The organism is Modicisalibacter radicis (assembly GCF_900961225.1).
Classification (GTDB): Bacteria; Pseudomonadota; Gammaproteobacteria; order Pseudomonadales; family Halomonadaceae; genus Modicisalibacter.
In genome coordinates this window covers 65,414-88,156 of the sequence record NZ_CAAHFN010000131.1, presented here as the reverse complement: position 1 = coordinate 88,156, position 22,743 = coordinate 65,414, and the positions used below count along the sequence as shown (strand labels likewise).

Below are 22,743 nucleotides of genomic sequence, written 5' to 3'. Positions count from 1 at the left end.
CGTGCTTTCCATGTCTTTCCGACCCATGACCGGCCCGCCTGAGTTGGCGTCAGTGCGTCCCGTGACGTGCGAGCGATGAGCCCGCTCTCGGGGGCATGCCGACAGGGTTGCGCGAACGTCATTTCCAGGATGCCAATGTCGTCGATCCGGCAATAAGTTGCCGGCAACGGCAAAGCTGGTTACTATCCCAGCGCCAACCGGCCCCTCATCGCATCGATGGACGCAAGACTCGCTAGCCGAGCACAATGAGGCAAGAACCATGGGAAGCAAATCCCATCTGTTGCTACGCTGCGGCCTGGCCGCCCTGATCATGGCCGGCTCGGCCGGGATCGCCCAGGCCAGCGGCGCCGACGGCAAGACCCAACGCGGCATCGCTTCCTACTATAGCGACAGTCTGCAGGGCGCCAGCACCGCCAGCGGCGATACCTTCGACCAGCAGGCGCTGACCGCGGCGCACCCGGACCTGCCCTTCGGCACCAAGGTACTGGTCGCCCGCGCGGACACCGGTCAGCAAGTCGAGGTGCTGATCAACGACCGCGGTCCCTTCGTCGAGGGCCGGATCATCGACCTCTCCAAGCGCGCCGCCAAGAAGCTGGGCATGCTCAAGCGGGGCACCGTCCCGGTATTGATCACCCAGATCAACTGACGCCCGATGAGCCGATAGCTCTACCGCGACCAGCGGAGCGCCGCCCAGGCCCTGGCCTGCAGTCGTTCCAGTGTTCGTGGCCTTCCGAACGAGACGCCCGGCTTCCTCTCCGGTGCCGGGCGTCGTGGTCTTCGCCGAGCGAGCTTCGGTTCGCCGGAATCAGCCCCGCGCCTCGCGCTTGTCCTGGGTCCTCAGCTCGAAGTCGCTGGCGTCGTGACGCTCGTGAAGCTGGGTCTCCGGCTCGCCGAAGGTGCGATTGACCATGCGACCGCGCTGCACCGCCGGCCGGGCGTCGATCTCCTTCGCCCAACGCATCACGTGCTCGTATTCCTGCACCTGCAGGAACTCCGCCGCGTCGTAGAGCCGCCCCAGTACCAGTTGGCCATACCACGCCCAGTTGGCGATATCGGCGATGGTGTACTCGTCGCCGCCCAGATAGCGGTTCTCGGCCAGGCGCCGATCGAGCACGTCGAGCTGGCGCTTGGTCTCCATGGTGTAGCGGTCGATGGGGTACTCGAGCTTCTCCGGGGCATAGGCGTAGAAATGGCCGAAGCCGCCGCCCAGGAACGGCGCGCTGCCCATCTGCCAGAACAGCCAGTTGAGGGTTTCGGCGCGCGCGGCATGTGCCCTGGGCAGGAAGGCGTCGAACTTCTCGGCGAGATAAAGCAGGATCGAGCCGGACTCGAACACCCGGGTGGGCTCCGGCGTGCCGTAGTCCATCAAGGCAGGGATCTTGGAGTTCGGGTTGACCGCGACGAAGCCGCTGCCGAACTGATCGCCCTCGCCGATATCGATCAACCAGGCGTCGTATTCGGCGCCTTCGTGGCCGAGCGCCAACAGCTCCTCGAACATCACCCCGGCCTTGACCCCGTTGGGCGTGGCCAGCGAATAGAGCTGGAACGGATGCTCACCGACCGGCAGTTCCTTGTCGTGGGTCGGCCCGGCGATCGGCCGGTTGGTACTGGCGAACTTGCCGCCGCTCTCCTTCTCCCAGGTCCAGACCTTCGGCGGGGTATACGCGTTTTCCTGACTCATGGTGGCTCCTTGCTGACGAGGGTCCAGCCCGGCTCCGGACGATCGCCCGGCGCCGACGGCCGGCTTGATGACCATCAAGGTAGCCTAGTAATTATTAACATTCGACCACGAATCGACCCGCCGCCTTTCGACCCCGGGCTCATGCGAGTTCGCGGACCTCGCCGGCCAGGGTCCAGGCCCGGGGGTCAAGCTCGCGCCCTTCCGCCGCGACGGTGCCGTCATCACGGAACACGACACGGCCATATTCCGCATCGTCGATGACATAGGCCTTTTCGCCGCGCTCGACATGCAGCGCGTGGCGAGACTCGAAGGTCTCCAGCGTGTCGTGGGCGCCGAGGCGCAACACCCAGATGCCGTTGCGACCCGACAGACGCAGTTCATGATTGGCCGACCCCCCGCTTTCCACGAGATGAAGCGACCCGCTGGCTCGCAGGGCCAGCAGCCCCTCGCCCGAGCGTGCCACCGCCTGGTGCTGTCCGAGGCGCCATTCGTCGAAGGCGAGCGTGGGAAACCAGCAATGCGTGAACCCGGCCTGCCCCTCGTGCCCCGAAAAGACCACGACCGCCAGGTTCCGGTATTGCTGTACCCGCGGAATGCTTGCCGAACCGCCCCAGTAGGAGGGCCGCCCGAACCCCGCCTGCACCATCTCGCCGGGATGGTTGATCCAGACCTGCGCATCGGCATTGCGACCGATACGGGCATGGACCAGCGTTTCCTGATACCCCCACTCGAACCACCGGTAGAGGGCGGCGCTCCCCAGAGCGGTCTCGGCGGTCTTGTAGTGATAAAGCCTGGCGAAGCCGTTCTGCCCCTGCCAGAACGTCCATTCCCTGCCCCGGGTACCCTTCCAGTCGGCCTGGTCGGCGAGTGCCGGCAGGTCGAGCCCGTAATCGCGAAGACAGAGCGCCAACTGAACCAGGCAATGGACATGCGCCCCGAAGCTGCCCTTCCCCCAGAGCAGGCGTGACAGCGCCGTCAGCTCCAGCGTATCCGCGACGCACAGCGAATGCTGGTAGCTGCGTCCTTGCGCGCCGGTCATGACCCCGTGATGCGCCGAATTGGCCACCACCTCGACCAGGCGGGCAATGGCGCGCGCCGCGCGTTGCCGAATGCCGGCATCGGGACTGAGTGCATGCAGTGCCGTAAGCCCCTTGAGGTCGATGGGAAAATAGGGGGCGGAGTTGAATTCGGCCATTTCCGCCGCCTCGAAATGATCGAACCAGCGCTCCAGGCGCTCGCGACCTGCCTCGCGCTGCGCCGCCCCCGTCCGTCCCGAGCGCTGGAAACGCGCCTCGGGCAGCAGGTCGCCGGCAAGATGGCACGCCGTATGGAAGAGCAGCGCATGGTTTTCGGAGAAATACCATTGGACGTCGTTGCCGGGCTCGTCCATCCAGTACCGGTAGCCGAGTATCGCCGCGTCGATTCGCGCCAGCAGCTCGTCGGACAGCCCGTCGGCATGAGCGATTCGCGCCCAGAGCAGCGGCATGAGGGAGAAGTCGGCGCAATCGTGGCAAGCTTCGATGGCCGGCAGTTCACCCGCGATGATCCGCTCGGCCGCGGCCAGCATTTCCTCGCCGCCCATGGCCGCGCAGGCGAGCGCGCGCTCGGTATCGGGCTCGGCATTCGCGGCGATCCACGAGAGCGTCTCGGCGATCCGTTCGTCCAGGCTATCGGGGGCGGGACCGATCGCCGAGCGATGCGAGATCTCGGCACCCAGGCGCACGGTGGTGGTGAAGCCGCCGCAGCTGACCGTGACGTCGAAATAGCGATAATCAGCGGGCAACGTCCGGGAAGCGCAGACAAGCGCCCGCTCCATGCCGGCGGGAATACTCAGCGAAGCCCTGTCCCTGCCATGGGACATGAAATGACCGGCGATCTCGACCTGCGCCGTGGCGTCATGGGGAAAAGGCCTGGGGCAGACCAGCACGACATCCTCGCCATCATAGACGGCCCGATCCAGATGCATCGCTTCGAGCGCAGCCTCCACGCTCCGAACCGTTTCGCAGGCGGCGGCGAATGGGTAACCGGCACGTGCCGGCGGCCCGCCAAGCCAGGTCAGCGAGACACGGATGACCGCATCGCGTTCGCAGAGATCCTCGAACTGAATGGCGATCTCGTTCTCGCCTTCGACGAGTTCAGCCTCGAACTCCACCTCGCCCAGGGCGTTACGGCTGGCCGGAGCCAGCCATCCCGCGGGCTGGCCGTTGACGTACGCCTTGGCGGCCCCGCAGATACCGAGACGCAAGCGCGCCGGCCCCGCCGCCTGGGCATGCACGACGGTACGCGCCCAACCGACGATGCGGGTGGCACGGAACCAGAACCCCGACAGGTCCAGAAACGACGACCCCATCGGCAGCACGTCGTGCGCGGCCGACCAGTCGGGAAACGGCCGATTCCCGGGCTCCCTGTCGCGGCACTCGGCAATGTAGGCCGTGCGACAGGGATAGGTATGCGGGATCCAGTTCTTGTCCCGGGTCAGGAAGAAGGTCGAATCCATCTCCCCTTCCATGGGGCCCTCGGCCACGTCATAGGGCTCGGCTTCGAGTGGCATGGCCTGCCAGTAGGTCAGCGGCTCTCCGTTGTGCAGATACATGATCAGCGCAGGCTCCGCACGGCCACGGGGTCGACATCTTCATAGGCCTGGTTCTCGCCGGTCATGCCCCAGACAAAGGCGTAAGGGCCGGTTCCGGCGCCCATGTGGATCGACCAGGCCGGCGACAGCACGACATCGCCATCGGCCACCACCAGATGACGGGTATTGTCGGGGCGGCCCATGAAATGCATCACCCGATCCTCTTCGGCCAGCTCGAAATAGCAGTAGGCCTCCATGCGCCGCTCGTGCAGATGAGGCGGCATGGTGTTCCAGATGGAGCCCGGGGCCGGATCGGTGATGCCCATGAGCAGCAGGCAGGAGGGCGCGACCTTCGGATGCACGTACATGGCCAGCGAGCGTACGTTGCTCCGGGCCTCGTCGCCCATGGTCACGACCTTGGCGTCGGCGCGGCGGATCAGGCGATGCGGCACGTCGGCGCCCGCGGGCACGGAATTCATGTAGAAGCGCGCCGGCGCAGCGGCATCGTCGCTGCCCAGCGTGACGCACTTGGCGCCACGCCCGACGTACAGGACGTCGCGGTTGGCGAGCTCGTGGCGCACGCCGTCGACGTCGATCCAGCCGGCGCCGCCGAGATTGGCAATCCCCATCTCCCGTGCATCGAAGAAGTGCGTCGTGCCGACATCGGCACCGTCGCCGAACTGAAGCGGTTCGCTGCCCGGCACCGCCGCGCCGACCACCATGCGATCCAGGTGGGTGTAGGCAAAGCGAACCTCGCCCTCCCGGAACAGCCCTTCGGCCATGAACGTCTCGCGCAACGCGCTGGTGGACATGCCATCGATCTGGCCGGGTCCGGCGCCATACTTGATCATCGTGCTCATCTCTTGCCTCCTGCGGATTCGAGTGGTGTAGGTCAGCGCGCCAGCCAACCGCCATCCACGTTCAGGATGGCGCCGTGGACATAGTCGGAGGCCGGCGCGGCCAGGAACACGGCGCTATCGGCGATATCGTGTGCTTCGCCCCAGCGTCCGGCGGGGATGCGGTCGAGGATCGCCCGTGACCGTTCGGGGTCGTTCCTGAGCGCTTCGGTATTGTTCGTCGCGATATAGCCCGGCGCGATGGCGTTGACGTTGATGCCCTTGGCGGCCCATTCATTGGCCAGCAGTTTCGTCAGTCCCGCCACGCCATGCTTCGAAGCGGTGTAGGACGGCACGCGAATGCCGCCCTGAAAGCTGAGCAGGGAGGCGATGTTGACGATCTTGCCGCTACCGCCACGCGACAGGATGGCCTTGCCGAAGGCCTGCGAGGTAAAGAACAGCGACTTGAGATTGATATCGAGCACGGCGTCCCAATCGGCTTCGGTGAAGTCCGTGACCTCGGCACGCCGGATGGTTCCGGCATTGTTGACCAGCACATCGATCTCGCGGTCTTCGAATAGCGGAGTCGCCGCCATGGGGTCCGCCAGATCGAGATGCAGCGCCTCCGCCGCGCCGCCGTCGTCCTGGATCGCCTTCACTGTCGCTTCGGTGGAGCGGCGCCCGGCGCAGATCACCGTCGCACCGGCGGCACCCATCGCCACCGCAATGGCCTGCCCGATGCCGGTATTGGCGCCGGTGACGAGCGCCGTGCGTCCTTCGAGGGAGAAGCGGGACATAGGGGACTCCTTTGCCAGGTTGGGCCCTCACATGAGGCCGAAGAACCGCGGCAGGGCCAGTGATAGCCACGGAACGTAAGTGACGAGCAGCAGTGCCAGGATCAGCACCGCGAAAAAGGGCAGAATGGAACGGATGATGCGCTCGATCGGCACGCCGGCCACCGAACAGCCGACGAAGAGCACGCTACCCACCGGGGGCGTCATCGAGCCGACCCCGAGGTTGAAGATCAGCATGATCCCGAACTGGACCGGATCCATGCCGAGCTGCTGGGCGATGGGCAAGAAGATCGGCGCGAAGATCAATACCGCCGGCGTCAGGTCGATGAAGAAGCCGATGACCAGCAGGCACAGGTTCATGAGCAGGAAAGCGGCGATGGGGCTATCGAAGACCATTATCATGTCGGCGATCACGTCGGGGATGCCGGCGAGGGTCATGACGTAGGACATGATGCCCGAAGCGGCGATCATGAACAGGATCGATGACGTCAGCACCGCCGAATCACACAGCAGCCTCAGGTATTCCCGCCAGGTCGCCAGGCGATAGATCAGGGACAGGGCCAGCGCATAGAGGACCGCGACCGCCGCCGCTTCTGTCGCGGTGAAGACGCCGATGACGATGCCGCCAATCACTACCACGATCATCGCCACGGCCGGCAGCGCCCGGAGGACGATACGTGCCGCCTCGCGACGCGAGGCCCGTGCGCCGCTGCGGTGGCCACGCCTGGCGGCGACGACGCCAGCCACCCCCATCACCGACAGCCCCATGAGAATGCCGGGCAGGTAGCCGGCAACGAACAGCGCCGAAATCGACGTGCCGCCCGAGACCAGCGAATAGAGAATGAGCGGCCCGCTCGGCGGAATCAGGATGCCGGTCGGCGCCGAAGCGATGTTGACCGAAGCCGAGAAGGCCGGCGTATAGCCCTCCTTGCGCTGCAGGGGACCCATGACGCCGCCCACCGCTGCCGCGGCGGCAATGGCGGAACCTGAAATGGCGCCGAAGAGCATGTTGGCAATGACGTTGGCATGGGCCAGCGCGCCCGGCAGCCGCCCCCCGATCAGCTTGGCCAGGTCGATCAGGCGAATCGCTATGCCGCCCTTGTTCATGATATCGCCGGCCAGGATGAAGAAAGGGATCGCCAGCAGCGTGAAGCTGTCGAGCCCCGAGAACATCTTCTGCGTTGCCACGAAGAAGAGCGTATCGGGCGGCAGGTAGGCCATCCCCACCAGAATCGAGGACATCGCGATGGCCACGGAGATCGGGGTGCTGAGGAAAAGCAGCAGGAAGAAAACGCCGAACAGCGCAAGAGCGGCAGATACGGGATCGGCCATCAAATCCGTGAGAAACGCCATCCTAGACCTCCTCGACCTCAGTGGCATCGAATGGGGTACGTTTCCGGCCAGTCAGGACAAGGAACAAGTTCACGCCCTGGAGGAGGCAGGTCAGTACGGCGGAGAGCGGCAGGATCAGGTACACGTAGCCGATCGGGATCTGCATGATCGGCGAGACCTGGCTCATCGCGGATTGGCTGGCCTTGATCCCGCCCAGCAACAGGACCACGACCGCGAACACGATGACGATCAGCGCGTTGAAGACATAGAGCACGCGTTGACCGCCAGGCGCGAGCATGGCCGGCACCAGCCCGAGCGCCAGATGGCGCTCGGCGCCGAAGCAGTAGGCGGCCCCCAGCAACGCCATCCAGATCATCAGAAACCGCAATGTCTCTTCGGTGTAGAGTGCCGGCACGCCCAGGGCATAGCGGGTGAAAACCTGCCAGAGCATCAGACACACCATGATCGTGAGCATGCCGGCCATGACGGCGAGTAGTGCCCGCTCGGTCCAGACTTTCACGTTCTTCAGCATGACGCGCACTCCCAATGGCTCCGCCGGCCCCGGCAAGGGGATGCATCGGATTGGAAATTTGATCTTGCAATGAGTGCGCAATGCTTTTCAATATGAAAAAATATTTCATCCCGAGGTAGCCATGAAGACTCCCGGAAAACGCCTGCGCCTGAGCGATCTCGCGGCCTACTGCAACGTCTCGCCCAGCACCGCCTCGCGCGCCCTGTCGGGAACGCCTGGCGTACGCCCCGAACTGCGCGAGAAGATCCTCGCGGCCGCGCGGGAAAAGAACTATTACCAGCCGACCACCATGGCCGGGCACCGCGTGATCGTGCTGGCCAGTACCGCGGCCATGCTCGACTATCAGCGCAACCAGTTCACCGCTCATGTGCTGGAGGGCATTCGTGCGCGTGCGGCGGCACTGGACATGGAACTGGTGACGCGCAGCGTGGCCGCCCCACAGCACGAACTGGCCGTCATCGAGGAGGCCGTCGCCGACGAAGACGTGGCGGGATTGCTGTTCCTCACCGTCGATGACGATATCGTGCTGGCGCAGGCCCGCAACGTCGCCAAGCCCATCGTGCTGGTCAACGGCGACGACCCCACGATGCAGCTATCCAGCGTCGCGCCTCACAACCGCGTTGCCGCCGCCCTGGCGACCCGCCACCTGACCGGTCTCGGCCACCGCCGGATCCTGTTCTGCACCAACCCGGGACGCCGCACCATCACGCGTCGCCGCGAGGGCTGGTGCGATGAGCTGCCCGAGGACGTGCGAGCGCACTGGCAGGAAATGATCGTCGATACCGGCGAGTGGACCGCGGAAGCGGCCCGCGAGGCGATCCTGGCGCGCCTGGATCGCGAGGGCGTGGACTTCACCGCGATCCTGTGTGCCGGGGACAGTCTCGCCATCGGCGTGACGCATGCGCTTCGCGAGCGCGGGCTGCGCATTCCCGAGGATATCTCGGTGGTCGGCATCGATGGGCTGCCGCAAGGCGAACTGCTGGCTCCCGCGTTGACATCGGTCCACCTGCCCATGCGCAGCATCGGCGAGGCGGCGGTCGATCTCATGCGCGAACACTGCCTGGCCGACGACTTCATTGCCCGTCGGGTCGAGCTCTCGTGCAAGCTGGTGATCCGCGACTCCTCCGGCCATGCCCCGACTCGAGTCGGATCATGAAATTTTATTTCATATGGAAATTTTCAATCACCGGTTTCATAGTAAGTGCCACGCCGTGGCCGCCAAGGGGGCCACCCGATCGCCTCCCGCGCTGTCGAGGAGGCCCAGCCTCAAGGAGTCAGACATGAAAGCCTTTGCCTTCATTGCCACGACCGCCTCGATCCTAGCCCTCGTCTCGCCACAGGCCGGTGCCGAAACCCGGTTGCGACTGGCCAATGCGCTGTCGAAGGATCATCCGACCAGCGTCGTGCTGCAACAGTTTGCCGACGAGATCGAGGAGCGCACCGACGGAGAGGTGTCGATCCGCTTGTTCCTCAACGGCGTGCTGGGTTCGGAAAGAGAAGTTCTGGAGCAACTCCAGAACGGCGCCGTGGACATCACCCGCGTCAGCGCCGCCAACCTGGAGAACTTCAATCCGATTTTCCGGGTTTTCACCCTGCCCTACATTTTCAATGACGAAGCGCATTTCTACGATGTCATGAGCGGTCCCGTCGCCGACACCGTTTACGCGGCAACCGAAGACAACGGCTTTCAAGGGCTGACCTTCTTCGACAGCGGAGCACGCTCCTTCTACACCAAGTCGACCCCCATCGAGACGCCGGCGGATCTACAGGGCCTCAAGGTCCGTGTCATCAATTCCAATACCTCGATCCGCATGGTCGAGGAGATGGGAGGCACGCCGACTCCCATGGCCTATGGCGAGATTTATACGGCGCTGCAATCCGGGGTGATCGACGGCGCCGAGAACAACCCGACCGCCCTGACCATCGGCAGACATGGCGAAGTCGCGAAGTATTACTCGCTCGATCAGCACCAGCGCATCCCCGACTTCCTGGTCATGTCCAACTCGGCGCTCGACAAGCTCACCGCGGAGCAGCGCCGAATCGTCGAGCAAGCGGCCAGGCACGCCACCGAGACCCATCGGGAGATATGGGGCCAAGCCATGGACGAGGCCCTCGACAAGGCCAAGGCGATGGGGGTCACCGTGGTGCATCCCGACAAGGGCCCCTTCCGCAAGGCCGTTCAGCCCCTGATCGATGAATATCGACAGGACGCGGCGCTCGGCCCGCTCCTCGACCAGATCATCTCAGCGCAGTAACGACACAGGCAAGCTATGACGACCATGCAACTCGGACTCTCCGACACCGACCTGACCGACAAGGTGAGCCTGCTCATTCAGGGCCTCACCGGACTGCGCCACGACGGTCGTTTCGACGAACCCAACCTCGACGGTACCGCCAGCGACTATGTCAGTTTCGACAGCTGGGAATGGCCTCAAGGGGTCGGGCTCTACGGCATTGCGCAACTCTGGCGACGCACCGGCTCCGTTGACGCGAAGCGACTGCTCGAGGAATGGTACGAGCGCCAGCTCGCCCAGGGCTTGCCTCCCTTGAACGTCAACACCACCGCCCCGATGCTGGCGCTGTCGCTGCTATGGTCCGAGACCCGCGACCCACGCTGGGAACCGGCGCTGCGGGGCTGGGCCGAGCGGATCATGCTCGAGATGCCGCGGACCCGGAGCGGCGGTTTTCAACACGACGTCTCCGACAAGATCAACGACCACGAACTGTGGGACGACACCCTGTTCATGGTGGCGTTGTTCCTGGCCAGCTACGGCAAGGCCGCGCAACGCCCCGACCTGGTCGAGGAAGCGTCGTTCCAGTTCCTGGTGCACACGCACTATCTCTGCGAGCGAGAGACCGGACTGTGGTTTCACGGCTGGACCTTCGACGGCAACCACAATTTTGCGCGGGCCCGCTGGGCACGAGGCAATTCCTGGATCTCCGCGGGCATTCTCGATCTTCTGGAACTGGCCGATCTCGATGAGCCGGTAAGACGCTACCTGACCTGGGTGGTCAAGGCGCAGCTCGAGACACTGATAGACTACCAGTGCGAGAGCGGTGCCTGGCGCACGCTGATCGACGATCGCCAGTCTTACGAAGAGATCTCGGCCACGGCCGCTTTCGGCTATGCCCTTCTCAAGGGCGCGCGGCTGGGATTGGGCGATGCAAGCTGGCAACGCGCCGGTGAGCGCGCCCTCGGTGCCGTGGTCGACAATATCGGCCCCGATGGCGTGGTTGCCAACGTCTCCTACGGCACGCGCATGGGCCACGACCTGCAATTCTACCGGGACATTCCCCTGCACCCGACCGCCTATGGCCAGTCCATGGCGCTGCTGTGCCTCATCGAGGCCGAGGCCCACGCACGATAACGCCCGCCCCGGTCGCTTCGCCCAGGGCAGCCTCTCAATCGCTATACACGCCCGCCGCGCCGGACTGCGCGAATTCCCAGCACTGATGGATATCCTCGGCCAGCGTGCGCCCCTCGGAGAGCGGCGGCAGATCGTCGAGGGCGAAGAACTCGGCGGCGTCGGTCTCGTTGTTGGCGACGAATTCACCGCCCCGGTGGTCGCACAGGTAGAACAGCTTGTAGATGTGATCCGGCGACACCGGCGTGTAGGGGTGCAGGCTACGATCCTTGAGCATCGCCAGGCGCGGGTTGGCGGCACGATGGCCGGATTCCTCGACGATCTCGCGCAGCACGCAGGATGATGGCCCCTCGTTGACGTCCGCCCAGCCGCCCGGCAATGCCCAGCGGCCATCCTTGATCTCGCGCACCAGCAGTACACGGCCGTTCTCGAACACCGCGCCGCGCACATCCACCTTGGGCGTGGCGTAACCGGCATCGGGAATGATGAAGTTCTCGACCCGCTCGATGGAAACGTCGGCGAGCACCGCGAACATCCGGTTGGTCAACGTCTCGAGCTGCCGATAGCGCTCGAGTTCATACTTGTTGGTGGTGTAGGTCTGGCCCGTCTGAGCGATCGAGCGCAGCTGTTTGGCGAAGGTAACCCAGTCGTGTGCCATGCCGTGCATCCTGCATTGAAAACGTGATATCCATGAGCATTCGATCGACGCCGTCGCATACTCGCAGCCGTGAGCTCGAACGCGCCGGGAAGACGTTCAAAGATTGCAGCTCACGCAAGTATTCTCAAGCCTGCATCCGTCGCGCCCGCCTGGCGTGCCGGTTCGGTCGATGGAGTACACACCGTGATGAGTGTCGTGACGAGGGCCATGGACATGTATCCGCCAAATCCACCGCTGCGTGTCGGCTTCATCCTGCTGCCGCTGTTTACCATGAACGCCTTTGCCGGTTTCATCGACTCGCTGCGGCTCGCCGCCGACACGGGAGGCCGCAGCCGGCAGATCCACTGCAGTTGGCAGATCATGGGGCCAGGGCCGATCACTTCGAGCTGTGGCCTGGAAGCGCATCCGCAGTCACCCTATCGTGAGCCGGGGCTGTTCACCCACATCGCGATATGCGGCGGCAACAACTATCTCGACCCGCACGAGGACAGGGCCCTCACTCACTACCTCCGTGAAGCCTCCAGACAGGGTGTCAAGCTGATCGGCGTATGCACAGGCACCTTCGCCATCGCCCGGGCGGGACTGCTCGGTGGCCAGCGTGTCTGCGTACACTGGAACGTCATCAACGACTTTCGCCAGCAATTCCCGCAAATCGACGCCACCCCCGACAGGCTGTTCCTGCAATCGGCCCGCGTCATCACCTGCGCCGGCTCGTCGGGGGCCACCGACATGGCGCTGCACCTGATCCGGCGGGAGTGTGGGCCGGACAAGGCCCAGCAGGCCATTCGCCACATGATGCTGAACGGCATGCGCACCTCCAACTCCCCGCAGACCCACTTCTTCGAGGCCATCAGCGAGATTCGCGACGAGCGCGTACGGGTCGCCGTGCTGACCATGGAACAATCGCTCAATACCCGAATGGACAGCCAGGAACTGGCCGAGCGCATCAACCTGAGCCCCAGGCAGCTGGATCGCCTGTTCCAGCGCGAGATGGGCACCACGCCCATGCGCTACTTCAAGACCATGCGGCTGCGCTATGCCGAATGGCTGCTGCACCACACCGACAGTTCGATCGCCGAGATCGCCGCCGACTGCGGCTTTGCCGATGCCGCCCACCTTGCGCGTGATTTCTCGGCGCATTACGGCCATAGCCCGAGACAGTCCCGCCTGGCCGACCTGCCACGCGCCGAGCCAGCCGCCCTTTCCTGAATCATCGCGGCTTCGAGCGCCCATGTCCTGAATATTCAACTTAACGTCTTGAACGTTCTATAACGCGTGCCGGGTGCGTCTTACGCTAGCACCACGTGACCGATCACGTGAGTGACCCTACTTCCTCAACAACAATCCTGGAGCGTCACCATGAAGCATTTACTGTCCATGCGATTATTCACCGCCGTAGCCCTGGGAATCGGATTCACCGCCCCCGCCGCTGCAGCCGACATCGGTCTCAGGGCCACCACCATCGGCAGCCAGCAGGGAATCCAGATGGCCGGGCTCACCGCACTCTCGGAGCATGTCGCCGAAGCCAGCGGGGGCAACGTGGAGATCGAGCTGTTCCACTCCGGCTCCCTGGGCGATCAGATCAGCAACATCGAATCCCTGGATACCCGCACGCTGGATATCGCGACCATCGAAACCCCGATCACCACGATCGACGAGGACATGGGCATCCTTTCACTGCCCTACCTGTTTCGCGACCGCGAGCATGTCGCCAGCGTGCTGAACGGAGAGCTCGGCGACACGCTCAAGAGCCGGCTCAACGAGCAGGGCTACCGCGTCATCGGTTTCTACGAGGGCGGCTTTCGCCACATCACCAACAATAGCCGCGCCATCGAAACGCCCGAGGACCTGAGCGGTCTGCGCATCCGCACCCCGGGAAGCCGTCAGCGCGTCGAGATGTTCAACGCCTATGGCGCCAACGCCTCGCCCCTGCCCTATCCCGAACTCTACTCCGCGCTGCAGACCGGCGTCTTCGATGGCCAGGAGAACCCGCTGGTCGAGGTCGAGGCCAGCCGCTTCTACGAGGTCCAGGACTATCTCTCGCTCTCGGGTCACGTCTACACCGTCGGCTTCCTGCTGATGAACGAGGAACGCTTCCAGGACCTGCCGGAAGCGGCGCAGCAGGCGCTGCTGGAGGGCGGCAGCAAGGCCTTCGACGCAACCGTGGCCTTCGGCGAAAGTGCCGATCAGCGCGTCATCGAACTGGTCGAGACAAACGGCATGCAGGTCAACGAGGTCGACACCGAGGCCTTCATCGAAGCCTCCAGGCCGCTCTGGGACTCGTTCACCGAAGACATGTCGGACGATGCCCGCGAGTTGGTCGAGCGCATCGCCAACCATCCCTGATCGACGCCGTCCCTCTTCTGGTGGGCCTGCCCGGCCCGCCATCTCACCGGGAGCCTCGCAATGCTTGATCGTCTTTTCGAAGCGGTCGCGGCACTTCTGTTGTCTGCCATTACCCTGCTGGCCCTGACCGCAGTGGTCGCGCGTTACGTGCTGAACGCCTCGCTGTCGTGGAGTGCCGAAGTACTGATTGGCCTGCTGGTCTACGTCACCTTCTTCTGCGGCTATCTCGCCCTGCGCCAGGGCGCGCATCTGCGCATCGACGTGATCGCCGCCCGGCTGCCCGGTCGTGCTCAATGGGGGTTGTTCTTCGTCAACCAGGCGCTGATCGGCGTGGTGTGCGTGGTGATGCTGATCTGGGGCATCGAACAGACACTGACCTTCGCGCACCGCAGCACGCTGATGCTGGGCGCTCCCCAGTGGCTGTTCTACTGCGCCGTGCCGATCGCCGGGGCCGGCATGCTGCTCGAACTCATCCGCCAGTGCATCGCCGCCGTCAGGGCCAAGGTGCCTCCCTATGACGCCGTTCACCAGGCCGCTCTGGAGGAGACCTCGCCATGATCCTGCTGTTCATCCTGCTGGCCCTGCTGATGCTGATCGGCCTGGCGATGCCCATCGCCTTCGCCCTCACCCTCGTGTCGATCTGCGTACTGGCCTACTCGGGCATCGACATGCTGGTGCTGGTTCAGCGCATGTACCGCGGCACCGAGTCCTTCCCGCTGCTGGCGGTGCCGCTGTTCATCCTGGCCGGCCAGATCATGAACCACAGCGGCATATCAGCGCGCCTGATCGACCTGGCGCGCGCCATGGTCGGCGCCATTCGCGGCGGACTGGCCGCCGTCAACATCCTCACCTCGATGTTCTTCGCCGGCATGAGCGGCACCTCGATGTCGGATACCGCCGCCGTCGGCGGGGTGATGATTCCGCAGATGGTCAAGCGCGGCTACTCGGCGCCCTTCACCGCTGCCGTCACCGCCTCGTCGTCGACCATCGGCATCATCATCCCGCCCAGCGTGCCCATGGTGCTGCTGAGCGCCTACATGGGCCTGTCGACGGGGGCACTGTTCGCCGCCGGGCTGATCGCGGGCGTCCTGACCGCCGCCGGCTTGATGACGATGGCCTGGTGGATATCGGTGAAACGCCAGTATCCGGTGGAGTCGGCCTTTTCACTCGGGGTGCTTGGCAGAACCTTCGTCAGCGCCCTGCCGGCCCTGATGATGCCGTTCATCATCCTCGGCGGCATCCTGGGCGGCATCTTCACCCCCACCGAGGCCTCGGCCATCGCCGTGGCGTACGGCATCCTCGCCGGCTCGCTGTTGTACCGGTCACTGTCGCTGCGCGCCATCTATCGGGCCCTGGTGGAGAGCGCCGTGCTGACCGGCGCGGTCATGTTCGTGACCGCCGCCGCGCATACCCTTGGCTACACCTTCACCTACCAGGGCCTCGGCGAACTCGTCCTGGGGCCCGTCGCCGCGCTCGACCTGGGGCCGATCGGATTCTTGCTCATACTCAGCCTGGTGCTGATCATCGCCGGCACCTTCCTCGACGGCATCGCCATGATGTTCATCGTCGTGCCGCTGTTCCTGCCCAGCGTGCAACTGCTGGGTATCGAACCGCTGCAGTTCGCCATGGTGGTGATCCTGTGCTGGGGAATCGGGCAGCAGACGCCCCCGGTGGGCGCGGCGCTGTTCATCACCAGCGTGATCGCCAAGGTGGACGTGATTCGCATCACCTACGCCAACCTGCCCTTCATCGCCGTGATGCTGTTCGTGCTGCTCGCCGTCATCGTCTGGCCCGAGGGCCTGGTCATGAGTGTGCCCCGCTTGTTCGGTCTTTAGCGGACAGCCATTCGAAGCACGTACAAGAACTCGCTCACAAATCGCAGTCGTCCACACAGGAAACGCTTCATGAACAACCAACAGTTCCTCGATGTCATCTATACCCACACCGAAGGCGAGCCCACCTGCATCATCCATGGTGGCATCCCCTACCCCTTCGGGGGCGACATCCTGGACAAGCGCCGCTACCTGCAGCAGCACCACGATCACGTGCGCACGAGCCTGATGCGCGAGCCGCGCGGTCATCAGCACATGTTCGGGGTGTTTCTCACGCCCCCTTCCGACGCCGAGCATGATGCCGGCATGCTGTGGATCGACGGCGAGCAGTTCGTCGACATGTGCGGCCACGGCACCATCGCCCTCTCCATGGCCATGGTCGCCCACCGCCTGGCGCCGCCGCCACGGGAGGACGGCATCAGCCGCATCCGCTTCGAGACCACCGCCGGCACCGTGGTGTCGGAGGTGAAGGCCGATGCCGACAAGGTGCACTGGACCCGCTTCGAGAACGTTCCTGCGTTCGTCATGGAGCAGGACATTCCGGTCGAGGTGCCCGGCCTCGGCACGCTCAAGGCCGACCTGGTGTTCGGCGGCAACTTCTTCGCGATCATCCGCGTGCCTTCGGACAAGCAGCCCATCTGCGCCGAGAACGGCAGCTACTTCTCCCAAGCCGGAGAAGCCGTAAAGGCCGAGTTCAACGAGCGCATGGAGATCCGTCACCCGACCCACCCGCACATCCACGGCCTTAACTTCGTCACCTTCTGGCACGAGGGTTCCCAGCCCGACTCGCTCTACCGCAACGTGCACGTGTTCTCCGGCGGCAAGCTCGACCGCTCACCCGGCGGCACCGGCACCAGCGCGATGATGGCCATGTTCCATGCCCGCGACGAGCTGGAGGTCGGCCGGCCCATTTACTCCGAGGGCCTGCTCGGCAGCGGCCGGTTCACCGGCGAGATCCTCGGCGAAACGGAAATCGGCGGCTACCGTGCCATTCGTCCCAGCGTGCAAGGCACCGCCGAGCTGGTCGGTTACGCCAAGTGGCTGATCGACGAGCGCGATCCGGTAGGGCGCGGGTTCGTGATTCGCTGACCCGCTCCTGCACCGAAGCCACCACCTCCGGCAATCGGGGGTGGTGTCGATGCCTTAGGGAATCGTCGCGTCCTGCTTTCCCGCCCTGCTCCCCGCCGGTCAACGTCCCCTCCTTCCGACAAATGAGCGATCACGATGGCTGCAGAGCGGCCTGCATATCCGTATTCTGAATCCTATTCACTAGCTGACAGGGACACAGGCGATGACCGAACGCACGATCGATTGCTGGCTCACCGACATGGATGGCGTACTGATCCGCGAGGACCACGCCCTGCCCGGCGCGGCCGAGCTGATCGAGCAGTGGCGCACGACGGGCACGCCCTTTCTGGTGCTCACCAACAATTCCATCTATACGCCGCGCGATCTGAGCGCCCGCCTGGCGCGCGTCGGCCTCGACGTGCCCGAGGATCGCCTGTGGACCTCGGCGCTGGCAACCGCCGCCTTCCTGCGCGACCAGGCCCCCGGCGGCTCGGCCTTCGTGATCGGCGAGGCCGGGCTGACCACGGCGATCCACGAGGCCGGCTTCGTGATGACCGACGTCGCCCCGGATTTCGTGGTGCTCGGCGAGACCCGCACCTACTCCTTCGAGGCGATCACCCGGGCGATCCGGCTGATCAATGGCGGTGCGCGCTTCATCGCCACCAACCCCGACGTCACCGGGCCCAGCCCCGAAGGGCCGCTGCCCGCCACCGGCTCGGTGGCGGCGCTGATCACCGCCGCCACCAAGCGCGAACCCTACTACGTCGGCAAGCCCAACCCGATGATGTTCCGCTCGGCGATGAACAAGCTGGGCACGCACTCGGAACGCACCGGGATGATCGGCGACCGCATGGACACCGACGTGATCGCCGGCATCGAGGCCGGCCTGCACACGGTACTCGTGCTGACCGGCATCTCCACCCAGGCGGACATCCAGAACTACCCCTTCCGCCCGCGGGAGATTCTCGACTCGGTGGCGGATCTGCTGGCCTAGCCCCTGGAGCGGCACCAGCTCAGAAACCGGCCAGCTCAATCACCGCCGCCCGATGCCGATGACGCCTGTGCGCCCGCCGTATCGATGCGCTCGCCCTCGCTGCGGCCGATGATCGCCGTGCCGACCAGATCGCCGGTGACGTTGAGCGCCGTGCAGCCCATGCCGACCAGCGCGTCGACGGCGGTGAGCAGCGCCACCGCCTCGATCGGCAACCCCACCTGGGTAAATACCGTGGCGATCATCACGATGCCCGCGCCGGGCACCCCGGCGGTGCCCACCGAGATCAGCGTTCCCACCACCACGATTTGCAGCATGCTCGTCCAGTCCAGCGGCGCGCCCACCACGTTGGCGGCGAACACTGCCGAGATGGCGATGCGGATCGCCGCGCCATCCATGTTCAGCGTCGCGCCCAGTGGCAGGCTGAAACCGTAGAGGCTGCGCGGCAAGCCCAGGCGCTGCGCGGCGTCGAGGGTCAGCGGCAGCGTGCCAGAACTGCTCTGGGTGGCGAAGGCGGTCGCCATGGGCGTGCGCGCCTCGCGGAAGAAAGCCAGCAGTGGCACGCCGAACAGCCGCATCAGGCCGATATACACCAGCAGGTGCACGCCCAGAGCCACGTACAGCACCGCCACCATGTCACCGAGCGACAGCAGGGTGTCGACGCCCTGGTTGGCCACGGTACCGGCGACGATCGCGAACACGCCGACCGGCACGTAGTGCAGGATGCCGCCCATCACCTTCAGAGTCACCGCATTGAGCGCCTCGAACATGCCATAGAGCCGCTCGCCCAGCACGCCCTGGGACTCGGACCGGCGCAATCGCGCCAGGGCCAGGCCGAACACCAGCGCGGTGAAGAGGATGCCCAGCAGGTCCTGCCCGGCGAAGGCGGCGACGATGTTGTCCGGCACGATGCCCAGCACCACCTGCAGGATGCCCGGGTTGTCGGGTACCGACATCGAGGCCTCGCTATCCAGCGTCATGCCCTCTCCCGGCGAGAACAGCGTGGCGACCAGCAGGCCCACGCCGATGGCCAGCGCCGATGTCGCCAGATAGAAAAGAAAGACCTTGCGGCCGAGCCGCCCCAGGCTGCCGGCCTTGCCCTGGTTGACGCCCACGATCAGGGTGAACAGCACGATGGGCAGGATGATGAACTTCAACAACCGCATCAGCAGATCGCCGAGCGGTGACAGCACCTCGGCGACGCCCGGCCCGCCGACCAGGCCGACCACCACGCCAAGCACCAGGGCGATGGTCACCCGCATGATCAGCGAGCTGTCGCGATAGCCCCGCCACAGGGGAGTCACAAGCGATGTCATGTCAGGTCTCCGCCAGCTAGGGGGTGCGGCAGATCAACGATGGCCGGTCTGCCGAGCATGGCTTTCGAGGCTTCCGCCCCGGCGCATTGGTCACGGCAATATAGGTCGTTAACTATTAGATTTCAAAGACGTTCCCGGTCATCTTCGGCCAGGACGAGTTGATGCACCGGTGACTATTTGACAGCAGGCCGCCTTTCAACAAAAATGCGAATCAGTCTCATTGATTCTGGCTATGGTGCCCCATGAACGCAGAACGCTCCCAGCTGTATTACACCTGTGTCTTTCTGCATGTCTCCTTTCAGGCCATCCAGGCCTCGGTAGCGGCCTCGTCGAGGGCGGACGACACGCCATGCTGGCTGGATGCACAGATGCTGCAGATGCTCTCCGGTGAACTGCGCCGCTGCCGCCAGGAGGCCACTCCCTTCACGGGGGTATGCCAAGCGCTGGATACCGCCATCTATCACTGCGGCCTGCTGATGGCGCAATGCCCCGCTTCGGTCAATCACCGGCTCTGCCAGCACCATCTCGAGGCGATCATGTCGCCGCTCAAGCTCGCCTCCGAGCGACTATCGGGCAATGCCGACCGCGCAGTGGCCGATCCCGCCTCCCTGGGTCGGCGGCTACGTAGCTGGCTGGGCTGGTAAGCTCCCTCCTTAGAAGGGCCAGGTTCGGTAGTACGATCTGACCGATACGTTCATCAGTGAGTATGGCCATCCGCGTAGTGCTCATCAGCCGCGGGTTCTTCCCGATCGGCCGAGGTCGATGCGCCGGCGGAATGCTCCGCCCTGGCCGGCGATCCCGCCGTGTCACCATGAGCATGATCGTGACCGTCCTCGCGAGAGGCTCGCGATTGGGTAGACGAAGACGACACCGCCATGCCACTCATGTCGCCGTACTCGTGCTCATGGCCATCATCCTGCGCTTGTCCATGCTCGGCCTGCCGACCTGAAGACGTTCTGGCGGGGTTATCCAATCATTGTATTGCCGTTCGGTGAGGTCGGGCAGTTTCTGCAGGAACGCCACGATCTCCCAGAGTTTTTCGTTCTCGTGCGTGGTCCACAGGCTGGCATGCCGGTCATCTTGATGCCGTGCTTGACGATCCAGACTGCACGAATCCAGCGCCGGGCCGATCTTCATTCCGGTAGACGAACCGCACCCGTTCGGTAACGTCGGCAAGATGGTCACCCGGGCTTCGGGATCCGGCTCGCCGACAGGGCGCAGGTGAAGACCTTTGTCGTCCCCGGCGCCTGATCCTGGACATCGGCGGGCTCGGTCTCGACTCAGGGAGCGAGGCCATCACCCCGCGAGTCCGATAACCTGATGAGATGCCCCCTGACGACTAACGTCGCCAGCCATGACGCCGGCCGTCAACGAACCAGCCTTATTCTCAGAATTCGCCGCTACTGCACGTTTTCTCGCCATCCTCGTATCGACACTCCGTCCACTGGATGCTCATGGCGTCGCTCTTGGCGGGTGTCCACTCGAAGTCGACCGTGCTATCCAGGCTGCCATCCCGGGTATTGCGCTGGGCAAAAGTGCCGGAGCAGTCCGGACGCTCGAGGAATTGGGTGGCATCGCCACTGCTGCTTTCGGCCCGGTAATGTTCCGTGCCATCGGCGTCCCGAGTCAATTCGTAGTCCGTGCGTTCGCCGTCCTCCGTTACCGACATCGTGACGTTGTTATAATCGCTGTCTCCGATCACGACCCGGGCTACCAAGTCGTCCTTCAGGCCACGAAGGACGTAGCTTAGCTGCCCATCGTCCATCGTCACGTCTTCCAGCGTCGCCTTGCCACCAAACGCCATCGACATGCCTTCACAGCCGTTTTGCGTATAAAGGTCGTGATCACACATGGCGGTGGCCAGCGCGAAAAAGATACCGTTCATGGGCAGCGAGGCGAACAGAGTCATCATTCGCGCCTCGCCCATTTGCGCCCCGATCGCCTCCATTGAGGTGGCATTGTCTTGGCTGGCGAGCCGATCCACCTTTTTCTCCATTACCGGGTACAAGGGAGAATCCAGCGATACGAAGGGCACCCCGTCGGCCGGATCAAAGTCTGGAGCCAGGCATGACTTCAACACACGATCACCCACCTCCGCTGTCGCATTCAGGCTACAGCCGATGATGCCGATCAAGCCCATGGACAACAGATAGCGCATTTTCGGTTTATTCACGGCATCCCCCAGATCAACGATAAACAGTCAGCAAAACCAACGATGAGAAATATAATCACTCCTGATAACGCCGTGCAATGGAACACTCGGATCAATACCACGGCAGCCCTGGCTGCCCTGCTGCTCCCCCTGGCGCTGGCCGTGTACATCCTACCGACAAACCTCGTTCAAGGACTGTCGATCGCTCTGAAGAAAACCCGGGCGTGCTACGCCGGATAAATAGAGGGTGACAAGCACGCCTACCGATGCAGCTCGTCGGTTCCATCTACGATGGCAAAGCACCGGATATCTGACAGCCGATCGGGGCGGACCCACACCATGCGGATCGAGCCTTCCCGAATGCTGCCGACCGATCAGACGCCACGCACGGTCGTGGGGAGCAATTGCCAGGCCACTTCCACGAAGCGAGTCACCCCGGCCTCGCGAAACTGCTGCTGATGCGCGATCACGTCCTTGCGCGATAGCTCGGAAAGCCCGAAGGCATCGACATAGAGCCGCTTCAGCTCGTCCGGCAAGACCGGGAATGGCGGCCCATCCATCTCGCGCGGATCGAATTCGAAGCTGATCAACAGCTGTGGCGCGTCATCGGAAAAGGTCAACACCTGGGCGACATAGGTCTTGCGCATCGCCGCCGGCATCGCCACCAGCGCCCCCCGGTCATAGACCAGGTCCACCGTTCCCACCTCGCCGGGCTCCAGCGCGAAGATATCGCCCTGGAAGACCGTCAGATCGCCGTGTCGAAAGCACCGACCACCCCTCCAGGCCTCGATCTGCGGCTCGACGCCCAGTTCGGCGAACAACTGACTCACCGCCAGCTCGCTCAGTTCGGCACCGACGACCCGATGGCCCTGTTCCAGCAGCCAGCCGATGTCCAGCGTCTTGCCGCACAACGGCACGAAGACGCACGCGCCGGCGGGCAAGGCATAGTCGGGGAGGAATCGCGTGAGAATCGGATGAACGAAGGGAAGATGAAAACCCAACTGGTCATTGTGCCAACGGTCGTGCCAGAACGCCTGTTCCATCGAGGAACTCCGGGTGGCGGGATGAAAGCCGATTATGGTCAATCCGCCCGGGGAAGGCACTTATCGCGATAACGCCCCGACTCTCGCCTTCCTCAGGGCTTCATCAGCGCGACCATCTGCCGCTGGTTGAGTGACTCGCTTGCATGTCGGTGTCATCAGCAGAGTGCCCTTGCTCGGGGATACGCCTGCGGCGGGCCCGAATCTCCCCGAAGCAAATCTGGTAGT

Annotated in this window: 22 protein-coding genes; 11 read left to right on the top strand and 11 right to left on the bottom strand. The window is 64.3% G+C overall.

Going from position 1 to position 22,743, the window contains the following annotated elements:
* The first annotated feature begins 259 nt into the window (after positions 1-259).
* Positions 260-646, top strand: a complete 387-nt coding sequence (locus tag HR9077_RS20510) for a septal ring lytic transglycosylase RlpA family protein (RefSeq protein WP_136069154.1) — start codon at positions 260-262, stop codon at positions 644-646.
* Between the two features lie 159 nt (positions 647-805).
* On the opposite strand, the gene yghU is transcribed toward HR9077_RS20510, so the two are convergent.
* The 6 genes from yghU to HR9077_RS20480 all read right to left on the bottom strand — a co-directional run bounded on the left by yghU (position 806) and on the right by HR9077_RS20480 (position 7,747).
* A complete protein-coding gene (gene yghU, locus HR9077_RS20505) occupies positions 806-1,681 on the bottom strand; it encodes a glutathione-dependent disulfide-bond oxidoreductase (RefSeq protein WP_136069153.1) in 876 nt (291 codons plus the stop codon).
* 139 nt (positions 1,682-1,820) lie between these two features.
* Entirely contained in the window at positions 1,821-4,274 is a 2,454-nt protein-coding gene (locus tag HR9077_RS20500; protein WP_136069152.1) for a hypothetical protein, read from the bottom strand.
* 2 nt (positions 4,275-4,276) lie between these two features.
* Positions 4,277-5,113: a 5-dehydro-4-deoxy-D-glucuronate isomerase gene (gene kduI, locus HR9077_RS20495; RefSeq protein ID WP_136069151.1), complete on the bottom strand. Its 837-nt coding sequence runs from the start codon at positions 5,111-5,113 to the stop codon at positions 4,277-4,279.
* Positions 5,114-5,145: 32 nt separating this feature from the next.
* Positions 5,146-5,886, bottom strand: coding sequence for a 2-dehydro-3-deoxy-D-gluconate 5-dehydrogenase KduD (gene kduD, locus HR9077_RS20490; protein WP_136069150.1), 741 nt, complete (start codon positions 5,884-5,886; stop codon positions 5,146-5,148).
* Positions 5,887-5,913: 27 nt separating this feature from the next.
* Complete coding sequence (locus tag HR9077_RS20485) at positions 5,914-7,236, bottom strand: TRAP transporter large permease (protein WP_244613391.1); 1,323 nt, start codon at positions 7,234-7,236, stop codon at positions 5,914-5,916.
* 1 nt (position 7,237) lies between these two features.
* Complete coding sequence (locus tag HR9077_RS20480) at positions 7,238-7,747, bottom strand: TRAP transporter small permease (RefSeq protein WP_136069149.1); 510 nt, start codon at positions 7,745-7,747, stop codon at positions 7,238-7,240.
* A gap of 121 nt (positions 7,748-7,868) precedes the next feature.
* Between HR9077_RS20480 and HR9077_RS20475 the strand changes: the two genes are divergently transcribed.
* Genes HR9077_RS20475 through bglB form a run of 3 tightly spaced genes read left to right on the top strand, consistent with a single transcriptional unit; the run spans position 7,869 to position 11,115 of the window.
* Entirely contained in the window at positions 7,869-8,903 is a 1,035-nt protein-coding gene (locus HR9077_RS20475) for a LacI family DNA-binding transcriptional regulator (RefSeq protein ID WP_136069148.1), read from the top strand.
* Positions 8,878-10,002, top strand: a complete 1,125-nt coding sequence (locus tag HR9077_RS20470; protein WP_136069147.1) for a TRAP transporter substrate-binding protein — start codon at positions 8,878-8,880, stop codon at positions 10,000-10,002. Before HR9077_RS20475 ends, HR9077_RS20470 begins: the two co-directional genes overlap by 26 nt.
* Positions 10,003-10,017: 15 nt before the next feature.
* Positions 10,018-11,115, top strand: coding sequence for a beta-galactosidase BglB (bglB, locus tag HR9077_RS20465; protein WP_210725991.1), 1,098 nt, complete (start codon positions 10,018-10,020; stop codon positions 11,113-11,115).
* 34 nt (positions 11,116-11,149) lie between these two features.
* On the opposite strand, the gene HR9077_RS20460 is transcribed toward bglB, so the two are convergent.
* On the bottom strand, positions 11,150-11,770 hold the full coding sequence (locus HR9077_RS20460; protein WP_136069146.1) for an NUDIX hydrolase: 621 nt from the start codon (positions 11,768-11,770) through the stop codon (positions 11,150-11,152).
* A 213-nt stretch (positions 11,771-11,983) separates the two neighbouring features.
* On the opposite strand from HR9077_RS20460, the gene HR9077_RS20455 reads away from it, so the two are divergent.
* From HR9077_RS20455 to HR9077_RS20430, 6 genes are all read left to right on the top strand, one after another.
* Positions 11,984-12,979 (top strand): GlxA family transcriptional regulator, encoded by a 996-nt coding sequence (locus HR9077_RS20455; protein WP_244613390.1) that lies wholly within the window; start codon positions 11,984-11,986, stop codon positions 12,977-12,979.
* 150 nt (positions 12,980-13,129) lie between these two features.
* On the top strand, positions 13,130-14,116 hold the full coding sequence (locus tag HR9077_RS20450; RefSeq protein ID WP_136069145.1) for a TRAP transporter substrate-binding protein: 987 nt from the start codon (positions 13,130-13,132) through the stop codon (positions 14,114-14,116).
* A gap of 60 nt (positions 14,117-14,176) precedes the next feature.
* Positions 14,177-14,674 carry a TRAP transporter small permease gene (locus HR9077_RS20445; RefSeq protein WP_136069144.1) on the top strand — a complete coding sequence of 166 codons (498 nt, stop codon included), beginning with the start codon at positions 14,177-14,179 and terminating at the stop codon, positions 14,672-14,674.
* Positions 14,671-15,951 carry a TRAP transporter large permease gene (locus tag HR9077_RS20440; protein WP_136069143.1) on the top strand — a complete coding sequence of 427 codons (1,281 nt, stop codon included), beginning with the start codon at positions 14,671-14,673 and terminating at the stop codon, positions 15,949-15,951. The genes HR9077_RS20445 and HR9077_RS20440 overlap by 4 nt, the downstream gene beginning before the upstream one ends.
* Positions 15,952-16,020: 69 nt before the next feature.
* Entirely contained in the window at positions 16,021-17,037 is a 1,017-nt protein-coding gene (locus HR9077_RS20435) for a proline racemase family protein (protein WP_136069142.1), read from the top strand.
* Positions 17,038-17,239: 202 nt separating this feature from the next.
* Complete coding sequence (locus HR9077_RS20430; RefSeq protein WP_136069141.1) at positions 17,240-18,010, top strand: HAD-IIA family hydrolase; 771 nt, start codon at positions 17,240-17,242, stop codon at positions 18,008-18,010.
* A gap of 35 nt (positions 18,011-18,045) precedes the next feature.
* Here HR9077_RS20430 and HR9077_RS20425 read toward each other — a convergent pair whose 3' ends face one another.
* Positions 18,046-19,323 carry a dicarboxylate/amino acid:cation symporter gene (locus tag HR9077_RS20425; protein ID WP_136069140.1) on the bottom strand — a complete coding sequence of 426 codons (1,278 nt, stop codon included), beginning with the start codon at positions 19,321-19,323 and terminating at the stop codon, positions 18,046-18,048.
* A gap of 242 nt (positions 19,324-19,565) precedes the next feature.
* On the opposite strand from HR9077_RS20425, the gene HR9077_RS20420 reads away from it, so the two are divergent.
* Entirely contained in the window at positions 19,566-19,967 is a 402-nt protein-coding gene (locus HR9077_RS20420; RefSeq protein ID WP_136069139.1) for a hypothetical protein, read from the top strand.
* 238 nt (positions 19,968-20,205) lie between these two features.
* Here HR9077_RS20420 and HR9077_RS20415 read toward each other — a convergent pair whose 3' ends face one another.
* The 3 genes from HR9077_RS20415 to tmpT all read right to left on the bottom strand — a co-directional run bounded on the left by HR9077_RS20415 (position 20,206) and on the right by tmpT (position 22,518).
* On the bottom strand, positions 20,206-20,499 hold the full coding sequence (locus HR9077_RS20415) for a hypothetical protein (RefSeq protein ID WP_168381010.1): 294 nt from the start codon (positions 20,497-20,499) through the stop codon (positions 20,206-20,208).
* Between the two features lie 211 nt (positions 20,500-20,710).
* Complete coding sequence (locus tag HR9077_RS20410; protein ID WP_136069137.1) at positions 20,711-21,496, bottom strand: hypothetical protein; 786 nt, start codon at positions 21,494-21,496, stop codon at positions 20,711-20,713.
* Between the two features lie 353 nt (positions 21,497-21,849).
* Positions 21,850-22,518, bottom strand: a complete 669-nt coding sequence (gene tmpT, locus HR9077_RS20405) for a thiopurine S-methyltransferase (RefSeq protein ID WP_136069136.1) — start codon at positions 22,516-22,518, stop codon at positions 21,850-21,852.
* Positions 22,519-22,743: the final 225 nt, after the last annotated feature.

Coding starts and splice junctions, on each gene's coding strand:
- yghU (WP_136069153.1), bottom strand. CDS start 1,681: ATGAGTCAGGAAAACGCGTATACCCCGCCGAAGGTCTGGACCTGGGAG.
- HR9077_RS20420 (WP_136069139.1), top strand. CDS start 19,566: ATGAACGCAGAACGCTCCCAGCTGTATTACACCTGTGTCTTTCTGCAT.
- HR9077_RS20475 (WP_136069148.1), top strand. CDS start 7,869: ATGAAGACTCCCGGAAAACGCCTGCGCCTGAGCGATCTCGCGGCCTAC.
- HR9077_RS20440 (WP_136069143.1), top strand. CDS start 14,671: ATGATCCTGCTGTTCATCCTGCTGGCCCTGCTGATGCTGATCGGCCTG.
- HR9077_RS20500 (WP_136069152.1), bottom strand. CDS start 4,274: ATGTATCTGCACAACGGAGAGCCGCTGACCTACTGGCAGGCCATGCCA.
- HR9077_RS20450 (WP_136069145.1), top strand. CDS start 13,130: ATGAAGCATTTACTGTCCATGCGATTATTCACCGCCGTAGCCCTGGGA.
- HR9077_RS20485 (WP_244613391.1), bottom strand. CDS start 7,236: ATGGCGTTTCTCACGGATTTGATGGCCGATCCCGTATCTGCCGCTCTT.
- HR9077_RS20460 (WP_136069146.1), bottom strand. CDS start 11,770: ATGGCACACGACTGGGTTACCTTCGCCAAACAGCTGCGCTCGATCGCT.
- tmpT (WP_136069136.1), bottom strand. CDS start 22,518: ATGGAACAGGCGTTCTGGCACGACCGTTGGCACAATGACCAGTTGGGT.
- HR9077_RS20430 (WP_136069141.1), top strand. CDS start 17,240: ATGACCGAACGCACGATCGATTGCTGGCTCACCGACATGGATGGCGTA.
- HR9077_RS20445 (WP_136069144.1), top strand. CDS start 14,177: ATGCTTGATCGTCTTTTCGAAGCGGTCGCGGCACTTCTGTTGTCTGCC.
- HR9077_RS20455 (WP_244613390.1), top strand. CDS start 11,984: ATGTATCCGCCAAATCCACCGCTGCGTGTCGGCTTCATCCTGCTGCCG.
- kduD (WP_136069150.1), bottom strand. CDS start 5,886: ATGTCCCGCTTCTCCCTCGAAGGACGCACGGCGCTCGTCACCGGCGCC.
- bglB (WP_210725991.1), top strand. CDS start 10,018: ATGACGACCATGCAACTCGGACTCTCCGACACCGACCTGACCGACAAG.
- HR9077_RS20470 (WP_136069147.1), top strand. CDS start 8,878: ATGCCCCGACTCGAGTCGGATCATGAAATTTTATTTCATATGGAAATT.
- HR9077_RS20435 (WP_136069142.1), top strand. CDS start 16,021: ATGAACAACCAACAGTTCCTCGATGTCATCTATACCCACACCGAAGGC.
- HR9077_RS20510 (WP_136069154.1), top strand. CDS start 260: ATGGGAAGCAAATCCCATCTGTTGCTACGCTGCGGCCTGGCCGCCCTG.
- HR9077_RS20480 (WP_136069149.1), bottom strand. CDS start 7,747: ATGCTGAAGAACGTGAAAGTCTGGACCGAGCGGGCACTACTCGCCGTC.
- HR9077_RS20425 (WP_136069140.1), bottom strand. CDS start 19,323: ATGACATCGCTTGTGACTCCCCTGTGGCGGGGCTATCGCGACAGCTCG.
- kduI (WP_136069151.1), bottom strand. CDS start 5,113: ATGAGCACGATGATCAAGTATGGCGCCGGACCCGGCCAGATCGATGGC.